Source organism: Janibacter sp. Y6 (assembly GCF_040900765.1).
Classification (GTDB): domain Bacteria; phylum Actinomycetota; class Actinomycetes; order Actinomycetales; family Dermatophilaceae; genus Marihabitans; species Marihabitans melonis.
Genome location: NZ_JAKLYZ010000003.1, coordinates 384037 through 405481 on the forward strand (window position 1 = coordinate 384037; position 21445 = coordinate 405481).

Annotated in this window: 23 protein-coding genes; 11 read left to right on the forward strand and 12 right to left on the reverse strand. The window is 73.6% G+C overall.

Features of this window, described 5'->3' with window-relative positions; genetic code table 11:
* Positions 1-7: 7 nt before the first annotated feature.
* Positions 8-586, forward strand: coding sequence for a hypothetical protein (locus L6241_RS09415; protein WP_368245910.1), 579 nt, complete (start codon positions 8-10; stop codon positions 584-586).
* Complete coding sequence (locus L6241_RS09420; protein ID WP_368245912.1) at positions 583-1392, forward strand: glycosyltransferase family 2 protein; 810 nt, start codon at positions 583-585, stop codon at positions 1390-1392. The genes L6241_RS09415 and L6241_RS09420 overlap by 4 nt, the downstream gene beginning before the upstream one ends.
* Here the strand turns inward: L6241_RS09420 and L6241_RS09425 are convergent.
* From L6241_RS09425 to idi, 7 genes are read right to left on the reverse strand one after another with little or no spacing between them, the layout of a single operon-like run.
* On the reverse strand, positions 1346-2251 hold the full coding sequence (locus L6241_RS09425) for a prenyltransferase (protein WP_368245913.1): 906 nt from the start codon (positions 2249-2251) through the stop codon (positions 1346-1348). The genes L6241_RS09420 and L6241_RS09425 overlap by 47 nt on opposite strands.
* Complete coding sequence (locus tag L6241_RS09430; protein WP_123090880.1) at positions 2248-2577, reverse strand: lycopene cyclase domain-containing protein; 330 nt, start codon at positions 2575-2577, stop codon at positions 2248-2250. The genes L6241_RS09425 and L6241_RS09430 overlap by 4 nt, the downstream gene beginning before the upstream one ends.
* Positions 2574-2900 (reverse strand): lycopene cyclase domain-containing protein, encoded by a 327-nt coding sequence (locus L6241_RS09435; protein WP_123090879.1) that lies wholly within the window; start codon positions 2898-2900, stop codon positions 2574-2576. The genes L6241_RS09430 and L6241_RS09435 overlap by 4 nt, the downstream gene beginning before the upstream one ends.
* Entirely contained in the window at positions 2901-4523 is a 1623-nt protein-coding gene (gene crtI, locus L6241_RS09440) for a phytoene desaturase family protein (RefSeq protein WP_368245915.1), read from the reverse strand.
* Positions 4520-5407, reverse strand: coding sequence for a phytoene/squalene synthase family protein (locus tag L6241_RS09445; RefSeq protein ID WP_368245916.1), 888 nt, complete (start codon positions 5405-5407; stop codon positions 4520-4522). The genes crtI and L6241_RS09445 overlap by 4 nt, the downstream gene beginning before the upstream one ends.
* On the reverse strand, positions 5404-6453 hold the full coding sequence (locus tag L6241_RS09450) for a polyprenyl synthetase family protein (RefSeq protein ID WP_368245917.1): 1050 nt from the start codon (positions 6451-6453) through the stop codon (positions 5404-5406). Before L6241_RS09450 ends, L6241_RS09445 begins: the two co-directional genes overlap by 4 nt.
* Positions 6450-7028, reverse strand: coding sequence for an isopentenyl-diphosphate Delta-isomerase (gene idi / locus L6241_RS09455; protein ID WP_201466331.1), 579 nt, complete (start codon positions 7026-7028; stop codon positions 6450-6452). The genes L6241_RS09450 and idi overlap by 4 nt, the downstream gene beginning before the upstream one ends.
* Positions 7029-7274: 246 nt before the next feature.
* Here idi and miaB point away from each other — a divergent pair, with 246 nt between their 5' ends.
* Positions 7275-8792: a tRNA (N6-isopentenyl adenosine(37)-C2)-methylthiotransferase MiaB gene (gene miaB, locus L6241_RS09460; RefSeq protein ID WP_229300879.1), complete on the forward strand. Its 1518-nt coding sequence runs from the start codon at positions 7275-7277 to the stop codon at positions 8790-8792.
* A gap of 67 nt (positions 8793-8859) precedes the next feature.
* Here the strand turns inward: miaB and L6241_RS09465 are convergent, their stop codons facing one another.
* Both L6241_RS09465 and L6241_RS09470 read right to left on the reverse strand, forming a co-directional pair.
* Positions 8860-9483 (reverse strand): hypothetical protein, encoded by a 624-nt coding sequence (locus L6241_RS09465; protein ID WP_368245919.1) that lies wholly within the window; start codon positions 9481-9483, stop codon positions 8860-8862.
* An 81-nt stretch (positions 9484-9564) separates the two neighbouring features.
* Complete coding sequence (locus tag L6241_RS09470) at positions 9565-9750, reverse strand: antitoxin (protein ID WP_068273955.1); 186 nt, start codon at positions 9748-9750, stop codon at positions 9565-9567.
* A gap of 219 nt (positions 9751-9969) precedes the next feature.
* Between L6241_RS09470 and L6241_RS09475 the strand changes: the two genes are divergently transcribed.
* The 5 genes from L6241_RS09475 to L6241_RS09495 all read left to right on the forward strand — a co-directional run bounded on the left by L6241_RS09475 (position 9970) and on the right by L6241_RS09495 (position 14060).
* The gene (locus L6241_RS09475) at positions 9970-10512 is read left to right on the forward strand and encodes a YceI family protein (RefSeq protein ID WP_368245920.1); all 543 of its coding nucleotides are present in this window, start codon (positions 9970-9972) and stop codon (positions 10510-10512) included.
* A gap of 68 nt (positions 10513-10580) precedes the next feature.
* Complete coding sequence (gene def, locus L6241_RS09480) at positions 10581-11165, forward strand: peptide deformylase (protein WP_123090871.1); 585 nt, start codon at positions 10581-10583, stop codon at positions 11163-11165.
* Positions 11162-12097, forward strand: a complete 936-nt coding sequence (gene miaA / locus L6241_RS09485; protein ID WP_368245922.1) for a tRNA (adenosine(37)-N6)-dimethylallyltransferase MiaA — start codon at positions 11162-11164, stop codon at positions 12095-12097. The genes def and miaA overlap by 4 nt, the downstream gene beginning before the upstream one ends.
* 21 nt (positions 12098-12118) lie before the next feature.
* Positions 12119-12997, forward strand: a complete 879-nt coding sequence (gene dapF / locus L6241_RS09490) for a diaminopimelate epimerase (RefSeq protein ID WP_368245923.1) — start codon at positions 12119-12121, stop codon at positions 12995-12997.
* Position 12998: 1 nt separating this feature from the next.
* Complete coding sequence (locus L6241_RS09495; protein ID WP_368245924.1) at positions 12999-14060, forward strand: FUSC family protein; 1062 nt, start codon at positions 12999-13001, stop codon at positions 14058-14060.
* 315 nt (positions 14061-14375) lie between these two features.
* On the opposite strand, the gene L6241_RS09500 is transcribed toward L6241_RS09495, so the two are convergent.
* From L6241_RS09500 to glpK, 3 genes are all read right to left on the reverse strand, one after another.
* Positions 14376-15197, reverse strand: a complete 822-nt coding sequence (locus L6241_RS09500; protein WP_368245925.1) for a type IV toxin-antitoxin system AbiEi family antitoxin domain-containing protein — start codon at positions 15195-15197, stop codon at positions 14376-14378.
* A gap of 224 nt (positions 15198-15421) precedes the next feature.
* The gene (locus L6241_RS09505) at positions 15422-16021 is read right to left on the reverse strand and encodes a class I SAM-dependent methyltransferase (protein ID WP_368245927.1); all 600 of its coding nucleotides are present in this window, start codon (positions 16019-16021) and stop codon (positions 15422-15424) included.
* Between the two features lie 4 nt (positions 16022-16025).
* Positions 16026-17558 carry a glycerol kinase GlpK gene (gene glpK / locus L6241_RS09510; RefSeq protein ID WP_368245929.1) on the reverse strand — a complete coding sequence of 511 codons (1533 nt, stop codon included), beginning with the start codon at positions 17556-17558 and terminating at the stop codon, positions 16026-16028.
* Between the two features lie 44 nt (positions 17559-17602).
* Here glpK and L6241_RS09515 point away from each other — a divergent pair, with 44 nt between their 5' ends.
* The 3 genes from L6241_RS09515 (at position 17603) to L6241_RS09525 (ending at position 21421) form a co-directional block, all read left to right on the forward strand.
* The gene (locus L6241_RS09515) at positions 17603-19309 is read left to right on the forward strand and encodes a glycerol-3-phosphate dehydrogenase/oxidase (RefSeq protein ID WP_123090865.1); all 1707 of its coding nucleotides are present in this window, start codon (positions 17603-17605) and stop codon (positions 19307-19309) included.
* 257 nt (positions 19310-19566) lie between these two features.
* Complete coding sequence (gene hflX / locus L6241_RS09520; protein ID WP_191564640.1) at positions 19567-21036, forward strand: GTPase HflX; 1470 nt, start codon at positions 19567-19569, stop codon at positions 21034-21036.
* 1 nt (position 21037) lies between these two features.
* The gene (locus L6241_RS09525; protein WP_368245930.1) at positions 21038-21421 is read left to right on the forward strand and encodes a hypothetical protein; all 384 of its coding nucleotides are present in this window, start codon (positions 21038-21040) and stop codon (positions 21419-21421) included.
* Positions 21422-21445 lie beyond the last annotated feature (24 nt).

The window sequence follows — 21445 nt, forward strand, 5'->3', positions numbered from 1 at the left end:
GGCGGGGGTGCCCGTCACCGCGCCGAGCGGCGAGAGCCTGCGCGACCTGCTGCGTCCCGTCCCGGTCGACGTCCTGCGCCTCGCGGCGGCCGTGAGCGTCGTGCCCGGCACGCTGGGCTGGGGCTTCATCGGCTTCGCGCTCTTCATGCTCGTCCTCGGCGGCTCGATGGTGCCGCGGGCGCTGCGCACGCCCGCGCCGCTCGACTTCGCGTACTGCGCGACGATCCTCTTCGGCGCGTGGGCCGCGATGCTCGACTGGTACGTCGCCGTGAGCTGGCTCGACCTCGTCGTGCACGCGGCGATGACCGGCCTCGTGGGCGCCGTCGGCTACGCGGCCCTCGACCGCGTCGGGGTCTTCGGGCGCGACGTGCCGCGCGTCGGGGTCGTCGTCGTGAGCACGACGATCGCGACCACCCTGGCCCTGCTGTGGGAGATGGGCGAGTGGTTCGGCCACACCTACCTCGACGACCGCATCCAGGTCGGCTACGACGACACGATCGGCGATCTCGCCGCGGGTGCTGTCGGGGCCGTCGTCGCCGCCGTCCTGCTCGCGCTGAGCATGCCCGGCCGACGGGACCGCTCGTGAGCGCCCGGGCACCGCTCGCCCCGGTGCTGCCCTCGGTCTCCGTCGTCATCCCCTCGCGCGACGACGCCGAGGCCCTGCGCACCTGCCTCGACCTCCTCGCCCGCCAGAGCGTGGCCCCCTTCGAGGTCGTCGTCGTCGACAACGGGTCGAGCGACGGCACCGCCGAGCTGGCCCGCAGCCTCGGTGCGGTCGTCGTCGACGAGCCGCGCGTCGGCATCCCCTCCGCCGCGGCGGCGGGCTACGACGCGGCGCGGGGCGACGTCATCGCCCGCCTCGACGCGGACTCCCGGCCCGGGCGCCGGTGGGTCGAGCGCGTGGCCCGCTCGATGCGCGACCCGCGCCGCGACGCGGTGACCGGTGTCGGCACCTTCTACGACCTGCCACGCCCGGTCGGGGGTGCCGTCGCCGCCCTCTACCTCGCCGCGTACTACGTGCTCAGCCATCTCGCCCTCGGCCACACGGTCCTGTGGGGGTCGAGCATGGCGGTGCGCCGACGCACGTGGCTCGCGGTGCGCGACGACGTGCACCGCGACGACCCCGAGCTGCACGACGACATGGATCTGGCCTTCGTCCTCGGCCCGACGCGTCGGGTGCGGCTCGCGCCGAGCCTGCACGTCGGGGTGTCGGCCCGCTCGCTGCGGGGCGCCTCGCAGATGCGTCGGCGCTTCGAGCGCGCCTTCCGCACCCTCGAGGTCAACTGGCGGGTGCACCCGCCGTGGCTGCGCTGGCGCGACCGGGTCGAGCGCGCGCAGGGCGAGGTCAGCGACCGGGCAGGCCGATCGTCACGACGATCATCAGCTGGGTGACGAGGAAGCCCGTGAGGTAGTTGAGCCACAGGAAGCGTCGCCAGCCCGCATGGGCCCGCTCGCACTGCGCGTCGGTGAGGCGCAGGTACGGCACGACGTTGGCGACGTAGGGCAGGACGAGCGCGGCCGCGAGCGTGCTCGGCCAGGGCAGGACGAGCAGGAGCAGCCCGCCGAGCACGTACGCCAGCAGGGCGAAGCACGTCGTCACCCGGGCACCGAGCACGGTGCCGATCGAGGAGATGCCACCGGCCCGGTCGGCCTCGATGTCCTGGACCGCGCCGAAGGCGTGCGACCCGACGCCCCAGGCGAAGAAGCCGCCGAGCGCGGCGAGGGTCACCGGGTCGAAGGCCCCTCCGGCGAGCGCGATGCCGAGGACCGCCGGGCTGACGAAGTGGGTGCTCGAGGTGAGGGAGTCGACGAAGGGCCGCTCCTTGAAGCGCAGCCGGGGCGCCGAGTACGCGACGACCGCGAAGACGCTCACGGCGAGCACGAGGGTCGAGCGCAGGTCGCCCAGGAGCACGAGGGCGAGGACGAAGGGGATGTTGGTCACGGCGACGGCCCACAGGGTGGTCCGGTGCAACGACCGGTCGAGGACGACCCCTTCGACACCTCCCTTGCGCGGGTTGCGGATGTCGGACTCGTAGTCGAAGACGTCGTTGACGCCGTACATCAGCAGGTTGTACGGCACGAGGCACCACAGGGTGCCGACGACCCACACGAGGTCGACCCGGCCGCCGGCGAGCAGGTACGCGGCGGCGAAGGGGTAGGCGGTGTTGACCCAGGACAGCGGCCGCGAGGACGCGAGGACGTGGGCGAAGGGGGAGACCGGCGCCGCCCGCTCGCCGGGCGCGGTGGTCATCGGCGGGCTCCCCGGGTGGCCCGCGGGTCGTCGGGGGAGAGCAGCAGGGCGAGGGCGGGCAGGGCCGTCGCGGCGGCGACCGGCCAGGCGAAGTCCTCCAGCGGGGCCAGGCCGACGTGGATGCCGGAGAGCTGGGACTCGTCGAAGCGGAAGAGGTCGACGGCGATCATCACGTTGTCGAAGACGGCGGTGAGCACGACGAGGGCCAGGGCCGTCGCGGCGGTCGCGAGCCACCAGCGCCGGTCGGGCCGGCGCAGGACGGTCGCGGCGACGAGGACGAGCACCGAGGCGGCGAGGAAGCAGGCGGCCAGGCCGGCGTACGTCATGAGGTCGCCTCGCCACCGGCGAGCAGGCGCGAGAAGAGCCCGTGGAGCACGCAGGTGATGTAGCTGAGGAAGACGATGAAGAAGATCTCCTCGACGGGCAGCTCGGGCAGCAGCTCGGCACCGGTCATCGCCGGGGACTCGCCGCGCACGTACATGCCCGACTCGATCGCCACGAGGTCCCACACGAGGAAGAGCAGGGTGCCGGCGGCGACGACGCCGAGGGTGCGCCGGGGCCGGTCGAAGAGGGCGAGGCGCCAGCGGTGGTCGACGAGACCCATGCAGAGCGTCGAGACGACGACGAAGCCGAGGTACAGCAGACCCACTCAGCCCACCTCGACGTCGGTGGCGGCCGCGGTGGCGCTGGGCCCGCTCGAGGAGTCGCCGCGAAGCCGCTTGAGCACGAGCTCGGCGCTGATGAGGCACATCGGCAGCCCGATGCCCGGGCGGGTGGAGTAGCCGGCGTAGTAGAGGCCGTCGACCTTCTTCGAGACGTTGTCGGCGCGGAAGAAGGCGCTCTGCCGCAGGACGTGACCAGGCCCGAGCATGCTGCCCGAGTACGAGGCGAGGTCCTGCGCGAAGTCCTGCGGGCCGACGGTGCGGCGCACCTCGACCCGGTCGGCGAGGTCCGGCACCCCCGCCCACGAGGAGATCTGCTCGATCGCCGCGTCCACCGCCCGCTCGACGCGCGGGTCGCCGGCGCCGTCCGTGCCGCCCCGGCCGATCGTCGGGTCGGCCGGGACCGGCACGAGGACGAAGAGGTTCTCCTTGCCGGCGGGGGCGACGGTGGTGTCGCTCGCCGACGGACGGCACACGTAGATCGAGGCGGGGTCGGGGACCTGGGGGTCGGGGCCGAGGATGTCGTCGAAGTTGCGGCGCCAGTCGGTGGTGAAGAAGAGCGAGTGGTGCGCGAGCTGCGGCAGCTCGCCGTCGACGCCGAGCATCGCGAGCACCCCGCCGGGCCCGGGGTCGACCCGCTCCCACCACGACTGCGGGTAGGTCTGCAGGTGCTCGGGGAGGAGCTCGGTCTCCACGTGGTGCAGGTCGGCCGCGCCGACGACGACGTCGCACGCGATCTCGGCGGTCGTGCCGTCGGCCTCGACGACACCCACCCCGGTGACCCGGGGGCTGCGTCCGGAGGTGGTGCGGATGGCCGTGGCCGTCGTGCTCGTGCGGATCCGCACCCCGTGACGCTCGGCTGCTCGCACGAGGGCGTCGACGAGCGTCGTGAAGCCGCCCTGCGGGTAGAGCACGCCCTCGGCGAGGTCCATCCAGCTCATGAGGTGATACATGCTCGGCGCCCGGTCGGGGGAGGTGCCGAGGAAGACGGCGGGGTAGCCGAGCACCTGGCGCAGCCGGGGGTCCTCGAAGCGCGCGGCGACGTGCGACTCCAGCGAGCGGGTGAGCAGACCCGACAGCCGAGGCCCGTTGCGCAGCACGTCGGTGTTGAGCAGCGAGGTGCCGGAGTCGAAGCTCGTGTAGAGGAATCGGTCGACGGCCAGCTCGTAGACGTGCTCCGCCGAGTCGAGGTAGTCCGACAGGGCCTCGCCCGCTCCCGGCTCGAGGGACTCGAAGAGCGCCTCGTTGGCCGCGCGGGTCGCCTGGACGTCGAGCGGCCCGTCGTGGTCCTCGAAGAAGACGCGGTAGCCGGGGTCGAGACGCACGAGGTCGAGCTCGTCGTGGACGTCCGTCCCGAGCATGTCGAAGAAGTGCTCGAAGACCTGGGGCATGAGGTACCACGACGGCCCGGTGTCGAAGCGGTAGCCGTCGTGCTCCCACAGACCGGCCCGGCCGCCCGGTCGCTCGCCGCGCTCGACGAGCTCGACCTGCCAGCCGTCGGCGGCGAGCAGCGCCGCGGTCGCCAGACCGCTCACGCCGCCGCCGAGGACGCAGACGGTGCCGGGCTCTCGGGGGGCGCTCGCGCGCCCGGTCCACGGCAGGGGCCTCATCGCTCGCCCCGCACGAGGGTGTCGAGCACGAGGGCGGCCTTGCGCGGCCCGGGCACACGGACGCGCTCCTGCCGCAGCCGCTCCGCCGGGGTCTCGCGCAGCCGGGCGGAGAGCTCGGCGAAGAGCCGGTGGGCCACCCTCACCGCCCGTCGGCTGCTCGGGGGCAGACGGTCGACGGCGAGCGCCGCGACCGCGAGATCGGCGTCGACGTCGTCGAGGAGCCGGTCGCGCTGGGCGTCGTCGAGGCCGCGGGGGTCGACCCCGGGGAAGTACCCGCGGCCCAGGTCGTCGCTGTCGGCGGCGATGTCGCGCAAGAAGTTCACCTTCTGGAAGGCGGCGCCGAGGCGCCGGGCCCCGGGGGCCAGCTGCTCGTAGGACTGCTCGGGCGACGGCTCGTCGGCGACGAAGGCGCGCAGGCACATGAGCCCGACGACCTCGGCCGACCCGTACACGTAGGTCGCGAAGCTCTCGGGGTCGTGGGTCGTGCGGGTGAGGTCGGTGCGCATCGAGGCGAAGAAGGGCTCGACGAGGTCCATCCCGATCCCGCACCCCCGGGCGGTGCGGGCGAAGGCGTGGACGACGAGGTCCGAGCTCAGCCCTCGCTCCAGCGCGTGCTGGACCTCCTGCTCGAGATGGTCGAGCACGACGCGCTGCTCCTGCGCGCCGACGCCGGGCCGCGGTGCGTCGACGACCTCGTCGGCGACCCGCACGAGCGCGTAGATGCTGCGGACCTGGGCGCGCACCGGCTCCTCGAGCAGCCGGCTGGCCAGCCCGAAGGAGCTCGAGTACCGCCCGATGACGAGCTCTGCGGCCGCCTGGGCGGTCGCGTCGTAGCGCACGTGGGCCGGGCCCCCGTCGAGACGACGTCGGCGGGACGCGATCACGCGGCGCCCTGCTCGAGGGCACCGGAGAGCTCGCCGACCCAGGTGACGAGAGCCGGCGGGAGGGCGAGGTCGGCGGCCAGGCCGGTCGCGGAGCGCAGGCGCTGCGTCGCGAGCTCGCTGATGAAGGAGCGAGACCCCGCGGCGGTGAGCGCGGCGCGCACCTGCTCCACGCCCTGCTCGTCGAGCTCGGGGTCACCGAGGTGGCGCTCGATGACCGGCCACGCCGAGGTCGTGCGGGCGTGGACGACGAGCGGCGTGCGCTTGCCCTCGCGCAGGTCGCCGGCGACGACGTCCTTGCCGGTCTGGGCCGGCGCGCCGAAGACACCCATGAGGTCGTCGAGCAGCTGGAAGGCCAGGCCGAGATCGCGCCCGATGCGCCCCAGCCCGTCGACGACGGCTCCCGAGGCCCCGGCGAGCACCGCGCCGCACTGCATCGGCAGGCTGAAGGAGTAGACGGCCGTCTTCTGCTCGGCGACGGTCAGCGCCTCCTGCAGGGTCGGCTCCTGCGCCCCGAGCGAGAGCCGTACGTCCGCGAGCTCGCCGGCTGCGGAGACGGCCAGGGCGTGGTCGAAGAGGTCGAGCATGTGGTGCACCCGGTCGCGCTCGACGGGCGCTGTGGCGACGGCGCGCAGGGCCGCGCCGAGGGCGAGGTCACCGGTGAGGATCGCGCCGGCGGTGGCGTACGAGTGCGCCGAGGCCGGCGGTGCGCCGCCCTCGAGCGCGTCGGCCCGGAAGCGCCCGGGCGCGCTCGGGGCGCCCCGTCGCAGGTCGTCGCCGTCGATGACGTCGTCGTGGACGACGAAGGCGGTGTGCAGCAGCTCCACGGCGTCGGCGACCTGCTCGACGGCCGGCCCGGCGTCGCCGCCGAGCAGGTCGTGCACCGAGTGGACGAGACGGGGACGGAAGCGCTTGCCGCCGCTCGCGGCCGAGGCGAGGGCGTCCTGGAGGACCTCGGCGTCGCCGAGGTCGACCGCCGGGCCGAGAGGGTCCGGCCCGGTGGGGGGCGCTGGGTAGGTGGTAGTGCCCGGGTCGGTGCCCGCGCTCATGCGGGGTCACCCACCGCGTCGAGGGCGCTGGCACCGACGGGCAGCTGCTCGAGCTGCATGACGAGCCACGGGCTGAGCGCCCACGGGGCGACCTCGGCCGTCGTGCGCAGCTCGCGCGGGGTGACCCAGCGCGCCTCGACGGCCTCGTCGGGGTTGAGCTGCGGGGCGGCCGTCGCGCGGGCGAGCCACACCGGGCACACCTCGTGCTCGACGACGCCCGAGGCGTCGACGGCGCGGTAGCGGAAGTCGGGGAGCATCGGCTCGAGGTGGTCCAGGACGAGGCCGAGCTCGTGCTCGGCGTACCGGTGCACCGCGTCGACCGGGTCCTCGCCGGGTCGGGGGTGGCCGCAGAAGGCGTTGGTCCACACCCCGGGCCAGGCCCGCTTGCCCAGGGCGCGGCGGGTGAGGAGCAGGCGTCCGGCGCCGTCGGTGACGTGGCAGGAGAAGGCGAGGTGGAGCGGGGTGTCGGTCGTGTGCACCTCCGCCCGGGGGGCGGTGCCGGTGGGCACGCCGTCGTCGTCGAGCAGGACGACGAGGTCTGCTGCGTCGCGGTCCTGCGGGGCCGTGGCGTCCATCAGTCGCCCTCTCGTCGGCACGCGTCCGCGCACCGGGTCAGGGCCCCGCGAGAGCAGGGCCGGTCGGTCACGGCCCTGTGCCGGGTCCGCACCCTCGCCGGGCGGTCTCGACCGGGCCGCTGCGCCCAGCATGTCATGAGGACCGGGGGCTCTCGGGCGTCGGGGCCGCCCCGGACGAAGGGGGGAGCACCCCCCTTCGTCCGCGCGGTCGGCGCCGACGGGAGGGCCGACTACCCTGGACCGGTCATGACTGCTGCGCCCAAGACCTACGACGTGCGCACCCACGGGTGCCAGATGAACGTGCACGACTCCGAGCGCCTCGCCGGCCTGCTCGAGACGGCGGGGTACGTCGACCTCGCGTCGGTGCCCGAGGGCGAGCGCGGCGACACCGCCGACGTCGTCGTCTTCAACACCTGCGCCGTGCGCGAGAACGCCGACAACAAGCTGTACGGCAACCTCGGCCAGCTGCGCCCGCACAAGCAGCGCAACCCCGACCTGCAGATCGCCGTCGGCGGGTGCATGGCGCAGAAGGACCGCGACACGATCGTGCAGCGCGCGCCGTGGGTCGACGTCGTCTTCGGCACCCACAACATCGGCTCGCTGCCGGCGCTGCTCGACCGCGCGCGGCACAACCGCGAGGCGCAGGTCGAGATCCTCGAGTCCCTCGAGACCTTCCCCTCGACGCTGCCGACGCGCCGCGACTCCGCGTACTCGGGATGGACCTCGATCTCGGTCGGGTGCAACAACACGTGCACGTTCTGCATCGTCCCCGCCCTGCGCGGCAAGGAGAAGGACCGCCGGCCGGGCGAGATCCTCGCCGAGGTCGAGGCGCTCGTCGCCCAGGGCGTGCTCGAGGTGACCCTGCTCGGCCAGAACGTCAACAGCTATGGCGTCGAGTTCGGCGACCGGCTCGCCTTCGGCAAGCTGCTGCGCGCCTGCGGCGACGTCGAGGGCCTCGAGCGCGTGCGCTTCACCAGCCCGCACCCCGCGGCCTTCACCGATGACGTCATCGAGGCGATGGCGCAGACGCCGAACGTCATGCCGAGCCTGCACATGCCGCTGCAGTCCGGCTCCGACCGGGTCCTGAAGGACATGCGCCGCTCCTACCGCAGCGCGAAGTTCCTCGGGATCATCGAGCGCGTCCGCGACCGCATCCCTGACGCGGCGATCACGACCGACATCATCGTCGGCTTCCCCGGCGAGACCGAGGCCGACTTCGAGGAGACGCTGCGGGTCGTGCGGGAGTCGCGCTTCTCGAGCGCCTTCACCTTCCAGTACTCGATCCGCCCCGGCACGCCCGCGGCGACGATGGCCGACCAGATCCCCAAGGCGGTCGTGCAGGAGCGCTTCGAGCGTCTCGTCGCGCTGCAGGACGAGATCAGCTGGCAGGAGAACAGGGCGCAGGAGGGGCGCACCGTCGAGGTGCTCGTCGCCACCGGCGAAGGACGCAAGGACGGTGCGACCGACCGGATCTCCGGGCGCGCCCGTGACAACCGGCTCGTCCACGTCGCGGTGCCCGAGGGTGCGCAGCGCCCGCGGCCGGGCGACATGGTGAGCGCGGACGTCACGTACGGCGCCCCGCACCACCTGCTCGCCGACGGCGCGCTGTCCGGCGGCACGTACTCCGTGCGGCGCACGGCCGGCGGCGACGCGTGGGAGCGGGCCCAGGCCCAGCCCGCGGGCAAGCCCTCGGTCTCGCTCGGCATGCCCCGCATCGGCGCCCCCGACCCGGTCACCCCCGCCGCCCCCGTCTGCGGCGCCTGACCCCGTCGGCGGTCGAGGGGCGAAGGCCGCCAGGCCGCAGCCTCGAGACCGCGTCGCGCGGCTCGCCTCAGCGCACGACGCTCATGTACGCGCCGTACGCGTCCGCCATCGCCCGGCTCGCCGCGACCGCTCGGGCGCGGATGCTCTCGTCGGCGCTGAGGCGCAGCAGCGGCTCGGCCTCGACGTGCCGCGCGAGCCAGCTCACCCGCTCCCACCTCTGCACCGCGTCCTCGTCCTCGCGCGGACGGAGGTCGAGCTCCCACGCCGTGAGCATCCGGTCTGCGGTGGCGCTGACGTCGGGCGTCGCGGGCGGGTAGAGCGCCCGGAGCCGGGAGACCAGCTGACCGCCGGCGGTGCGGGGGTCGCGGGAGTGCACCTGGACGTCGACCCGGCCCCAGGCGTCGTGCAGGGAGCGCGGGGCGAGCCCGAGACGGTGCTCGGCCCGGCGGCGGTCCGACACGAGCCGCCCGGCGGGCTCGGAGGTCAGCGCGAGGACGACCTCGCCGATCGTCGTGACGTCGTCGTCGAGCGAGCCGTGAGACGCCCAGTCGCAGACGTTGCCGTCGAGGTCCCGGACGAGCACGAGGCGCCGTGCGTGGTCGACGTGCGCGCGGACCCGGGCGTGATCCGGGCGCGGGGAGTAGTGCGGCGCGCGCAGGTCCTCGGGGCGCAGGACGGTCGTCGCGATCATGGCGCGAGTCTGCCAGCGCAGGACGAAGGGGGCGTCCCACCTGCTGGGTGGGACGCCCCCCTCCGTCAGACGACGGTGGGGCTACTCGTTGCCGATGGCCCCGTCGGCGGCGTCGCGGCCCTGCTGGACCTGGTCGGCGCCCAGACCCTTGCCCTCGGCGAAGTCACCGGCCTTGTCGAGCCCGGTGTCCGAGTGCTCCTCGATCTGGTCGCCGTGCTTCTCGCTCAGCTCGCCGGCCTTGTCCTTGGCGTTGTCGAAGATGCTCATGCGTCGATCTCCTCTACTGCGGGGACGGGTCGCGGGGGCGGCCCTGCTCTCAGCGTGGCAGCGCGACGGTCGCGAACGGGGGCGAAGGGGGCGGGTCGAAGAAGTTGAGGATTCAACTTGCGGAATAGTGAAAACATCAACTATGTTGGGACCCAGCGACGCACCCCACGGCGTCCCGACCACCTGGTCGACACAGACATCACGCACAAGGAGCCCCTCATGACCCACGACATCACCCCCGGCACCTACGTCATCGACCCCAGCCACAGCGAGGTCGGCTTCGTCGCCCGCCACGCGATGGTCACCAAGGTCCGAGGCTACTTCCGCGACGTGGCCGGCGAGATCGTCGTCGGCGACGACTTCGCCCAGTCCTCCGCGACCGCCACCATGCAGGTCGCCTCCGTCGACACCGGCAGCGACGACCGTGACGGCCACCTCAAGTCGGCCGACTTCTTCGACGCCGAGACCAACCCGGAGATCACCTTCGTCTCCACCGGTGTCAAGGACCATGACGGCAACCGCTTCGTCCTCCTCGGCGACCTGACGATCAAGGGCACGACCCAGCCGGTCGAGCTCGAGACCGAGTACGAGGGCACCGCGCAGGACCCCTTCGGCAACACCCGCGTCGGCTTCACCGCCAAGACCGAGGTCGACCGCGAGACCTGGGGCCTGACCTGGAACGCCGCGCTCGAGACCGGTGGCGTCCTCGTCAGCAAGAAGATCACCCTCAACCTCGAGATCTCCGCGATCAAGCAGGCCTGAGCACACGCGGCCGGCAGGCCGGAGCACCTGACATGGGGCGGGTGGTCGTGATGGGAGAGAATCCCGCCATGACCATCCGCCCCATCGTCATCTCCGGCGACCCCGTCCTGCACACCCGGGCCCGGCCCGTCGAGATGATCGACGACGAGATCCGCACCCTGGTGCAGGACATGTACGAGACCCAGGACGCCGCGCACGGCGTCGGCCTGGCCGCCCCCCAGGTGGGCGTCGGGCTGCGCATCTACACCTGGCAGATGGACAACGAGGACGGCGTGCCCGCGCGCGGGCACGTCATCAACCCCTTCGTCCGGGCGACCAAGGCGCCGGTCGGCGAGCCCAGCCGCGACGACGAGTCCGAGGGCTGCCTGTCGGTGCCGGGCTACTCCTTCCCGCTGCGGCGCGGCGAGAGCGCGCACGTCACGGGCTACGACGTCGACGGCAACGAGCTCGACTTCACCGCGACCGGGTGGTTCGCCCGGTGCATGCAGCACGAGTACGACCACCTCAACGGCTTCCTCTACGTGGACCGCCTCGGGGAGCGGTGGCAGAAGAAGGCCCGCAAGGCCGTCAAGGCCGAGGGCTGGGGCGTGCCCGGCCACAGCTGGATGCCGGGGGAGGACCGTGACCCCTTCGGTCACGACGACGACGAGTGAGCGCGAAGGGGGAGCCCGTCGAGGTCGTAGCGGTCGTCGGCGCGACCGCGACCGGCAAGTCGGCGCTCGCGCTCGACCTCGCGCTGTCCCTCGGCGGCGAGGTGGTCAACGCCGACTCCATGCAGCTCTACCGGGGCATGGACGTCGGGACGGCGAAGCTGGCCCCGGCCGAGCGTCGGGGGGTCCCGCACCACCTCCTCGACATCCTCGACGTCACCGACGAGTCCACCCTCGCGGCCTACCAGACGCGTGCGCGGTCGGCGATCGAGGGCATCCGCTCGCGGGGCGCCCTGCCGGTGCTCGCCGGCGGGTCGGGGCTGTACGTCCGCGCTGCGCTGGACCACCTCGAGATCCCGCCGACCGACCCCGAGGTGCGGGCCCGGCTCGAGGCCCGCAGCGCCGCCGGCGAGGACGACGCCCTGCGCGCGGAGCTGCGGCGGGTCGACCCGCAGGCGGCCGAGGCGATCCAGGAGCAGAACGTGCGGCGGATCATCCGTGCGCTCGAGGTCGTCGAGCTCACCGGGCGGCCCTTCTCCGCGACCGCCCCGACGAAGACCTACGTGCGCCCCTCGCTCGTCATCGGGCTGCGCGACGACTGGGACCTGCTGACGACGCGCATCGAGCAGCGGGTCCTGCGGATGTGGGCCGAGGGTATGCTCGACGAGACCCGCCGGCTCGAGACGGCCGGGCTGCGGCGAGGACGGACGGCGAGCCGGGCCATCGGCTACGCCCAGGCCCTCGCGGAGCTCGACGGCGAGCTGACGACGGCCGAGGCGGTCGCGTCGACCCAGGCGGCCACGCGGCGCTACGCCCGTCGTCAGGAGTCCTGGCTGCGGCCCGACCCCCGGGTCGTGTGGCTCGACGCGTCGGCACCGGACCTGCTCGGGCGGGCGCACGAGGTCGTCGCGCGGGGCGATCTCAGCCATGCCTGAGACGTGCAGCACAATGGCGCCATGAGCGTGCGCTTCACCAAGGGTCATGGCACCGAGAACGACTTCGTGCTCCTGGCCGACCTCGACGGCCGGCTCGACCTCTCCGCGGCGCAGGTCGCCCGGCTGAGCGACCGGCACGCCGGCATCGGCGGCGACGGGGTGATCCGCGTCGTGCGCACGGTCCAGGCCGAGGAGCCCGAGGTGCGGGCGCAGGCCGACGAGGCCGAGTTCTTCATGGACTACCGCAACGCCGACGGCTCGAAGGCCCAGATGTGCGGCAACGGGACCCGGGTCTTCGCGACCTGGCTGCGCCGCGAGGGGCTCATCGGCGACGGCGAGAGCGTCGTCGCGACCCGCGCCGGCACCCGGCGCGTGCGCTTCGAGGGCGACGAGGTCGTCACCCACATGGGCACGTGGTCTCTCGTGCACCCGACCGAGGCCGCCGAGCGCGGTGTCGACTCCTTCGTGCACGTCGACGAGGCCGAGGACGTCGACGACCCGTACAGCGCCCTCTCCCTCGACCTCGGCAACCCCCACACCGTCGTCGCCCTCCCGCCCGAGGTGAGCCTCGAGGGGCTCGACCTCACCCGCGCGCCCGTCGTGCGCCCGGTGCCGCCGGAGGGCAGCAACGTCGAGTTCGTCCGCGTCCTCGGTCCCGGCCACCTCGCGATGCGCGTCCACGAGCGCGGTGTCGGCGAGACCCGCTCGTGCGGCACCGGTGTCTGCGCGGCCGCGCTCGCCGTCGGCATCTGGTCCGACTCCGTCGGGTCCGGCACGTGGCGCGTCGACGTCCCCGGGGGCTCCCTCACCGTCCGGGCCCTGCCCGACCACCAGGTCGAGCTCGCCGGGCGCGCCGTGCTCGTCGCCGACGGCCAGACGGACCTGCTCGCCGGGGTCTGAGGTGCTCGGCCGGGTCGGTGCCGCGGTCGGCGAGGTCGCCCGCGCGAGCATCGAGGTCGGGCCGCATGCCGGGGCCCACCGAGTCGCCCTTCGCGCCGGGGTGTCCGTCCTCGTGCCGCTCGCCGTGCTCGTGCTCGCCGGACGGGTCGACCTCACCCCGTACGCCGCCTTCGGCGCCATGACCTCGCTCTACGGCCGTCACCACGGCCACGTCGACCGGTCCGGCATGCAGCTCGGGGCGGCGATCGCCTTCACCGCCACGGTGGGGCTCGGCGTGCTCGCCGCCGTGCTGCCAGGCCAGCACGCGTGGCTCGTCGTCCTCGTCGGGGCGCTCGTCGCCGGCGCCGGCCAGGTCCTCGCGGCCGCCCTGGCGTGGCACCCGCCCGGGTCGACCTTCCTCGTCTTCGCCTTCTGCGTGTGCGCCTCGATCCCCGGGCTCGGTCTGCTCGACGTGCCGCTGGCCCTCGCGGTGTCGGCGCTGAGCGCGGCCTTCTCGCTGCTCGTCGGTCACGTCGGGGTGCTGCGGGACCGCACCGGCTACCGGGTGCCGACCCTGCCGGCGATGTCCGTGCGCACGGCGCTCGGCACCCCGGCCCGGCGCCGCTGGGTCGCCGTCGTCCTCGGCTGTGCCCTCGTCGGCGGCAGCGCGTGCCTGCTCGTCGGCTTCGAGCACCCCTACTGGGGCATCGTCGCGGCCGTCGCGGCACTCGGCGGGGCCGACCACCGGACCCGTCTCGTGCGCGCGGTGCACCGCGCCGTCGGCACCGTCCTCGGGGTGCTCGTGGCCTGGCCCCTCCTCGCGGCCCACCCGCGTGGTCTGGCCGCGGTCGCCGTCGTGTGCGTGACGCAGATCGGTGCCGAGCTCTTCATCGGGCGCAACTACGCGCTCGCCCTGCTCTTCATCACCCCGCTCGCGCTGATGATGAGCCAGCTTGCCCACGAGCAGCCGGTCGGACCGCTCCTGCTCGACCGCGTCGGGTCGACCGCCGTCGGCGCCGGTGTCTCGCTCGTCGCGGTCGTCGCCATGCTCGCGGCCCGCCGCACGCCCTCCGCCCCCGCCTGACCTCCCCGACCCCTCTGCCCCCTTTTCGCCCACCCCGCACCCTCGCCTCCCCCAACCCGCCCTCCCCAACCCGCCCCCCACCCCGCCGAGACCCGCTCGTGGTCCGCGAAGGCCGGTCGTCGCGGGGCTGCGATGACCGGGTCTCACGGACCACGAGCGGGTCTCGGCGAAGGGGGCGGGTGCGGGCGAGGTGCGTCCTGGCGACGGGGCCGGGCGAAGGGGTCTGCGGCGGGGGCTAGGACCGGCGGGGCAGGGCGTCGATCGCTCGGCGCACCCGCGCAGCAACCAGGCCGAGGTCGTAGAGGTCGGCCCACATCAGCCGGACGAAGCCGTAGCCGCGTGAGCGGACCCGGTCCTCGCGGATCTTCTCTGCGACGAGAGCGTCCTGGTCCGTGTACTTGAGTGCGCCGTCGAACTCGACGACGACCGGCTCGTCGTCCAGGAGCGCGTCGACGCGGTCTGGCCGATCCAGACCTGCGGCGTGTACGCCAGCCCGAGACGGTGCAGGCACACACCGGTGCGGGTCTCGCCCGGCGTCTCGTGGCGGCCGTCGGCCCATGCGAGCATCTGCCGCAGCGAGCGCACACCCCGGTGACCGACGACGAGGTCGAGGGCCGCCGAGAGGTCGTCGACGGTGAGCGAGCCCTGTCGGATGGCGGCGTCGGCGGGGACGAGTGCTGCTTCGCCCCCGCGCAGCAGCCCCACCTGCACGACGCAGTCGGCCACCGGGAGTGCCGGCACCGTCGTCGACCCGACGACGACCTCGTCGAGCACCACAGACCTGCGCACCCAGTGGTGCACGTGCGGGGGGACCCGTTTGCGTCGCCGGGTCGACGTCACGTGCACCCGCGACAGGTCGGCGGCGAAGGTCGGCAGCCCGCGCACGACGAGCCCGCTGTCATGGCTCAGCCCCGTGCGTTCCAGCCCGTCGACGACCGCGATCGACCGTGACCTGTGCAGCTCACGCAGGTCCGGCGCAGGGCTGACGAGGTACTGACCCCGCGCGAGCCGCTCGATCTCTCCTCTCGCAGCGGCCTCGGCGAGAAGTCGGCGATCGAGACCGCAGGCCCGCGCGTCAGCCGCGGAGAAGAGTCCGTCGGCAGCCAGGGCGCGCATCGTGGTGAGCAGTTCGTCCACCTGTGCACGGTGGCAGAGCCGGCGCTACTACCTGCCTCGTCATCCACAGCCCGCTGAGCCCCGCTCGTGGTCCGCGAGGGACGCTCCTCGCGGGACCGCGACGAGCGGGTCTGACGGACCACGAGCGGGGCTCGGCGAAGGGGGGCGAAGGGGGGCGGACGCGGAGCCGGGGGAGCGCAGGGCACGGGCCGGTGGGCTCGACGAAGGGGGGGGCGAAGGGGGAGTCAGCGCGAGACGCGCAGGACGCGGAAGCCCTTCGAGGAGGCGGTGCGCTCGCAGCGCAGGTCGAGCTCGGACTCGACCCAGCGCTGGAGCGAGTCTGCGCCGAGGTTCTTGCCGACGACGAGCCAGGCCTGCCCCTGCGGCGCGAGGCGCGGCAGCCAGGTCCTCAAGAGCTCGTGGAGGGCGGCCTTGCCGATCCGGATCGGGGGGTTGGACCAGATGACGTCGTAGCGCACGTCGGGGTCGACCGCGTCGGCCCGCACCGCACGCACGCGCTCGCAGCCGAGGGCCGCGGCGTTGCGCCGCACGAGGTCGAGCGCGCGCTCGTTGACGTCGACGGCGGTGACGTCGAGCTCGGGGGAGCGCAGGGCGAGCTCTAGTGCGATCGGACCCCAGCCGCAGCCGAGGTCGAGCGCCTGCCCGGTCGTGGGCGGCGGCTCGACCTCCTCGAGCAGCACCTGCGTGGCCTTGTCGAGGGCCCCGGCGGAGAAGACCCCGCCCGCGGTCTCGACGACGACGTCCTGACCGGCGAGGCGGACGCTCAGCCGGCGCCGCTCGGCGTCGGTCGCGGGGACCCCTTCGCTGAAGTAGTGCTCGGTCACGGCGTCAGTCCACGTCCTCGTCGACCCAGTCGAGGGTGCGCGAGACGGCCTTGGCCCAGTTGCGGCACATCCGCTCGACGTCGGCGCGGTCCAGCCGTGGGGTCCACCGCTCGTCCTCGGACCAGTTGGCCTCGACCTGCTCGGTCGAGCTCCAGTACCCGACGGCGAGACCGGCGACGTAGGCCGCCCCGAGGGCCGTCGTCTCGGCGATCTTCGGTCGGACGACGTCGACGCCGAGCACGTCGGCCTGGAACTGCATGAGCGTCTCGTTGGCGACCATCCCGCCGTCGACCTTGAGCTCGGTGAGCCGGCCGCCGGCCCGCTCGGCGTCGGCCTGCATCGCGTCGAGGACGTCGCGGGTCTGGAAGGCCGTCGACTCGAGCACCGCCCGGGCGAGGTGCCCCTTGTTCGCGTACCGCGTGAGCCCGAGGATCGCGCCGCGGGCATCGGGTCGCCAGTACGGCGCGAAGAGACCCGAGAAGGCCGGCACGAAGTACACGCCGCCGTTGTCCTCCACCGAGCACGCGAGCTGCTCGATCTCCGGGGCGCTGCGGATGAGCCCGAGGTTGTCGCGCACCCACTGCACGAGCGACCCGGTGACGGCGATGGACCCCTCGAGCGCGTAGACCGGCGCGTCGTCGCCGAGCTGGTAGCACAGCGTCGTCAGCAGGCCGTTCTCGCTCTCGACGATCTCGGTGCCGGTGTTGAGCAGCATGAAGTTGCCCGTGCCGTACGTGTTCTTCGCCGTGCCCGGGGCGAGGCAGGCCTGCCCGAAGGTCGCCGCCTGCTGGTCGCCGAGGATGCCGGCGACGGGGGTGCCCGCGAGGACGCCGGGGGTGCACTCGCCGTAGACCTCCGAGGAGCTGCAGATGCGGGGGAGCACCTCCATCGGCACGCGGATCGCCTCGCACAGCTCCTCGCTCCACTGCAGCGTGCGCAGGTCCATGAGCATCGTGCGCGAGGCGTTGGTGACGTCGGTGACGTGCTCGCCGTCGTGCTCCCCACCGCCGGTGAGGTTCCACACGAGCCAGCTGTCGATCGTCCCGGCGAGCAGCTCCCCCTTCGCCGCCCGCTCGCGCGCCCCCTCGACGTGGTCGAGGACCCAGGCGATCTTCGGCCCGGCGAAGTACGTGGCGAGCGGCAGGCCGCAGACGTCCTTGAAGCGGTCGATCCCGCCGTCGGCGGCGAGCTCGTCGACCATCGCCTGGGTGCGGGTGTCCTGCCACACGACGGCGTTGTGGATCGGCCGCCCGGTGGCGCGCTCCCACACGACGACGGTCTCGCGCTGGTTGGTGATGCCGATCGCCTCGACGTGACGGCTGTTGAGGTTGCCCTTGCCGAGCGCCCCGCCGATGACCCGGCGGGTGCTCTCCCAGATCTCCATCGGGTCGTGCTCGACCCACCCGGCCCGCGGGAAGATCTGCTCGTGCTCGATCTGGTCCTGCGCGACGACCTCTCCCGCCGCGTCGAAGATCATCGCCCGGGTGCTCGTCGTGCCCTGGTCGATGGCCAGGACGTAGGTGCGCGAAGGAGTCATGGGCGGCAGTCTGGCAGGCGAGAGGCGGCGGATATCGTGGCGGCATGCGCGGACCCGCTCAGCTCGACCCCGCCCAGCGAGCCGCGGCGTGGGAGCACCTCGCCTCGGCCGAGCTCGACGTGCTCGTCGTCGGGGGAGGGGTGACCGGGGCCGGGGTGGCGCTCGACGCCGCGACCCGCGGCCTGCGGGTGGCGCTCGTCGAGCAGCGCGACTTCGCCTCGGGCACCTCCTCGCGCAGCAGCAAGCTCTTCCACGGCGGGGTGCGCTACCTCGAGCAGCTGAACTTCGCCCTCGTGCGCGAGGCGCTCAAGGAGCGCGAGCTCATGCTCACCCGGATCGCGCCGCACCTCGTCAAGCCGGTCTCTTTCCTCTACCCGCTCGAGCACGCGGTGTGGGAGCGCCCCTACGTCACCGCCGGCCTGACGATGTACGACACGATGGGCGGCGCCCGCTCGGTCCCGCGGACCAAGCAGCTGACGAAGGGGGGCGTGCGGCGCATCGCGCCCGCCCTCAAGCCCGAGAGCCACCACGGCGGTCTGCTCTACCACGACGCCCAGTGCGACGACGCCCGTCACACCCTCACCGTCGTGCGCACCGCCGCGTCCTACGGGGCCACCGTCCTCAGCTCGGCGAAGGTCGTCGGCCTGCTCCACGCGGGCGAGCGCGTCGTCGGCGCCCGGGTCCTCGACGTCGAGACCGGTGCGGAGGTGGAGGTGCGCGCCTCCGTCGTCGTCAACTGCACCGGGGTGTGGACCGACGACATCCAGCGCATGGCCGGTGGGCGCGGCCGCTTCCACGTGCGCGCGAGCAAGGGCGTGCACATCGTCGTGCCGCGTGACCGGATCAACTCCGAGACCGGGCTCATCCTGCGCACGGCGACCTCCGTCCTCTTCTGCATCCCGTGGGGCACGCACTGGATCGTCGGCACGACCGACACCCCGTGGGAGCTCTCGCGGGCGCACCCGGCCGCCACCTCGGCCGACATCGACTACCTCCTCGGCGAGATCAACGACGTCCTGCTCACCCCGATCACGCGCGAGGACATCCAGGGGGTCTACGCGGGCCTGCGCCCCCTGCTCGCGGGCGAGAGCGAGGAGACCTCGCAGCTGAGCCGCGAGCACGCGGTCGCCCGGCCGCAGCCGGGGCTCGTCTCGATCGCCGGGGGCAAGTACACGACCTACCGCGTCATGGCCGCCGACGCCGTCGACGCGGCCCGTGAGGACCTGCCGCCCGGCGTGCCCGACAGCGTCACCGAGCACATCCCGCTCGTCGGGGCCGAGGGCTACCAGGCGCTCGTCAACCAGCTCGACACCCTGAGCCGTCGGCACGGCCTGCCGGTGTGGCGGATCACCCACCTGCTCGACCGCTACGGCTCGCTCGTCGTCGACCTCTTCGAGCTCATGGCGCAGCGCCCCGAGCTCGCCGAGCCGCTGGTCGGCGCCGAGGAGTACCTCGCCGTTGAGGTCGTCTACGCCGTGCGGGCCGAGGCGGCCCTGCACCTCAACGACGTGCTCACCCGCCGCACCCGGATCTCCATCGAGACGCCCGACCGGGGCGCGGCCGCCGCCGAGACGGCCGCCGCCCTCATGGCCGGCGAGCTCGGGTGGGACGACGCGCAGGTCGCGGCCGAGGTCGAGCACTACCGGCGCCGCGTGCAGGCCGAGCTCGACAGCCAGCAGATGACCGACGACGAGCGCGCCGACGCCGAGCGGCTCCACGCGAGCGACATCCGCACCCGCGCCCACGGCTGACCCGCCGGCCCCCCGCGCGCACCCCCCTTCGCCCATCGCCCGTTGGTCCACCCCTCCGCCCCGCCGACCCGCCAACCCGCCGACCCACCCCGCTCTACACCCACCTACCACGCCGTAGTGGTCGTGATCACCACACATACGGCGTGGTAGCCGGAGGGGTAGCCGGGGGCGAAGGGGGAGCCGCCGCGGCCGTCCACCGTGCGGACGGGAGTATTCGGTGGCCCCGGGGCGTTCTGAGGTGAGACCCTGAGGAGAACATGACCGAACCACGTAGCACCGCGACCGACGACATCCTGGCCCGCAGGGCGAGCGCCCTGGCCGACGACGACGGCTTCTTCGACGACGCAGACCGCTTCGACGGCGACCAGCTCGACCGCGAGGAGCGCACCGCGCTGCGCCGCGTCTCCGGGCTCTCCACCGAGCTCGAGGACATCACCGAGGTCGAGTACCGCCAGCTGCGCCTCGAGCGCGTCGTCCTCGCCGCCGTGTGGTCCGAGGGCACCGCCCAGGACGCCGAGAACTCCATGCGCGAGCTCGCCGCGCTCGCCGAGACCGCCGGCTCCGAGGTCCTCGCCGGCGTCCTGCAGCGCCGCCAGCGCCCCGACCCGGGCACCTACCTCGGGTCCGGCAAGGCCATCGAGCTGCGCGACATCGTCATCGCCGAGGGCGCCGACACCGTGGTGTGCGACACCGAGCTCGCCCCGAGCCAGCGTCGTGCCCTCGAGGACGTCGTCAAGGTCAAGGTCATCGACCGCACCGCCCTCATCCTCGACATCTTCGCCCAGCACGCGAAGTCCAAGGAGGGCAAGGCCCAGGTCGAGCTCGCCCAGCTGCAGTACCTCCTGCCGCGCCTGCGCGGCTGGGGCGAGTCGATGTCCCGTCAGGCCGGTGGACAGGCCGCCGGTGGCCAGGGCATGGGCTCGCGCGGACCGGGTGAGACGAAGATCGAGCTCGACCGCCGCCGGATCAACTCGCGCATCGCCAAGCTGCGCCGCGAGCTGTCGTCGATGAAGACCCACCGAGACACCCGCCGCGGGGCCCGCGACGCCCACGGCGTGCCCGCCGTCGTCATCGCCGGGTACACCAACGCCGGCAAGTCGACCCTGCTCAACCGGCTCACCCACGCCGGCGTCCTCGTCGACAACCAGCTCTTCGCGACGCTGGACACGACGGTGCGCCGCGCCGAGACCCCCGAGGGCCGCGACTTCACCCTCGCCGACACCGTCGGCTTCGTGCGGGCGCTGCCCCACCAGCTCGTCGAGGCCTTCCGCAGCACGCTCGAGGAGGTCGCCGACGCCGACCTGCTCCTCCACGTCGTCGACGGCAGCCACCCCGACCCCGAGGGTCAGATCAGCGCGGTCCGCGCGGTGCTCGCCGACGTCGACGCGACCGACGTCAAGGAGGTCGTCGTCATCAACAAGGCCGACCTCGCCGACCCCGAGGTCGTCGACCGGCTGCTGCGCCACGAGCGTCACTCCATCGCCGTCTCGGCCCGCACGGGCCTGGGCGTCGACGCGCTGCGCGAGCTCATCAGCGTCGAGCTGCCCCAGCCCGACATCGAGGTCGACGTCGTCCTGCCCTACGACCGCGGCGACCTCGTCTCGCGGATCTACGAGGAGGCCGACATCCTCGGCGAGGACCACCTCGCCGAGGGCACCCGGGTCCGCGCGAAGGTCATGGGTGACCTCGCCGCCGAGCTCGCCCCCTTCGCGGCGAAGACCGCCTGACGTGCGCGCGCTCGAGGACCTCGGCGGCCGCCGGGGCGGGGTCGTCCTGGCCGTCGCCGGGTCGCTCGTGTGGCTGCTCGCGCTCGCCGGCGGCTCGGTCGAGAGCCGTACGGTCTGGGCCGTCGTCGGCCTGGGCATCGGCGTCTTCCTCGTCGCCAACGCGCTGCGCCTCGCCGGCCCGCAGGGCCACCTCAGCCGCACCGTCGTGCGGCGCGCGCTCGTCGTGCTCGGCCTGTCCGTCATCGGCGCGGTCGCCGCGCTCGTCGGGGCCGGGCTCGGCCCGGCCCTCTTCGTGCTCGGCGGGACCGCCGGCATCACCTTGTGGGTGATGAGCAGCGTCGTCGTCGCGGTGAGCGTGCCCGAGAGCCGCGGGGGGCGCGGCTGAGCCGTCCCCTCGGGGGCGAAGGGG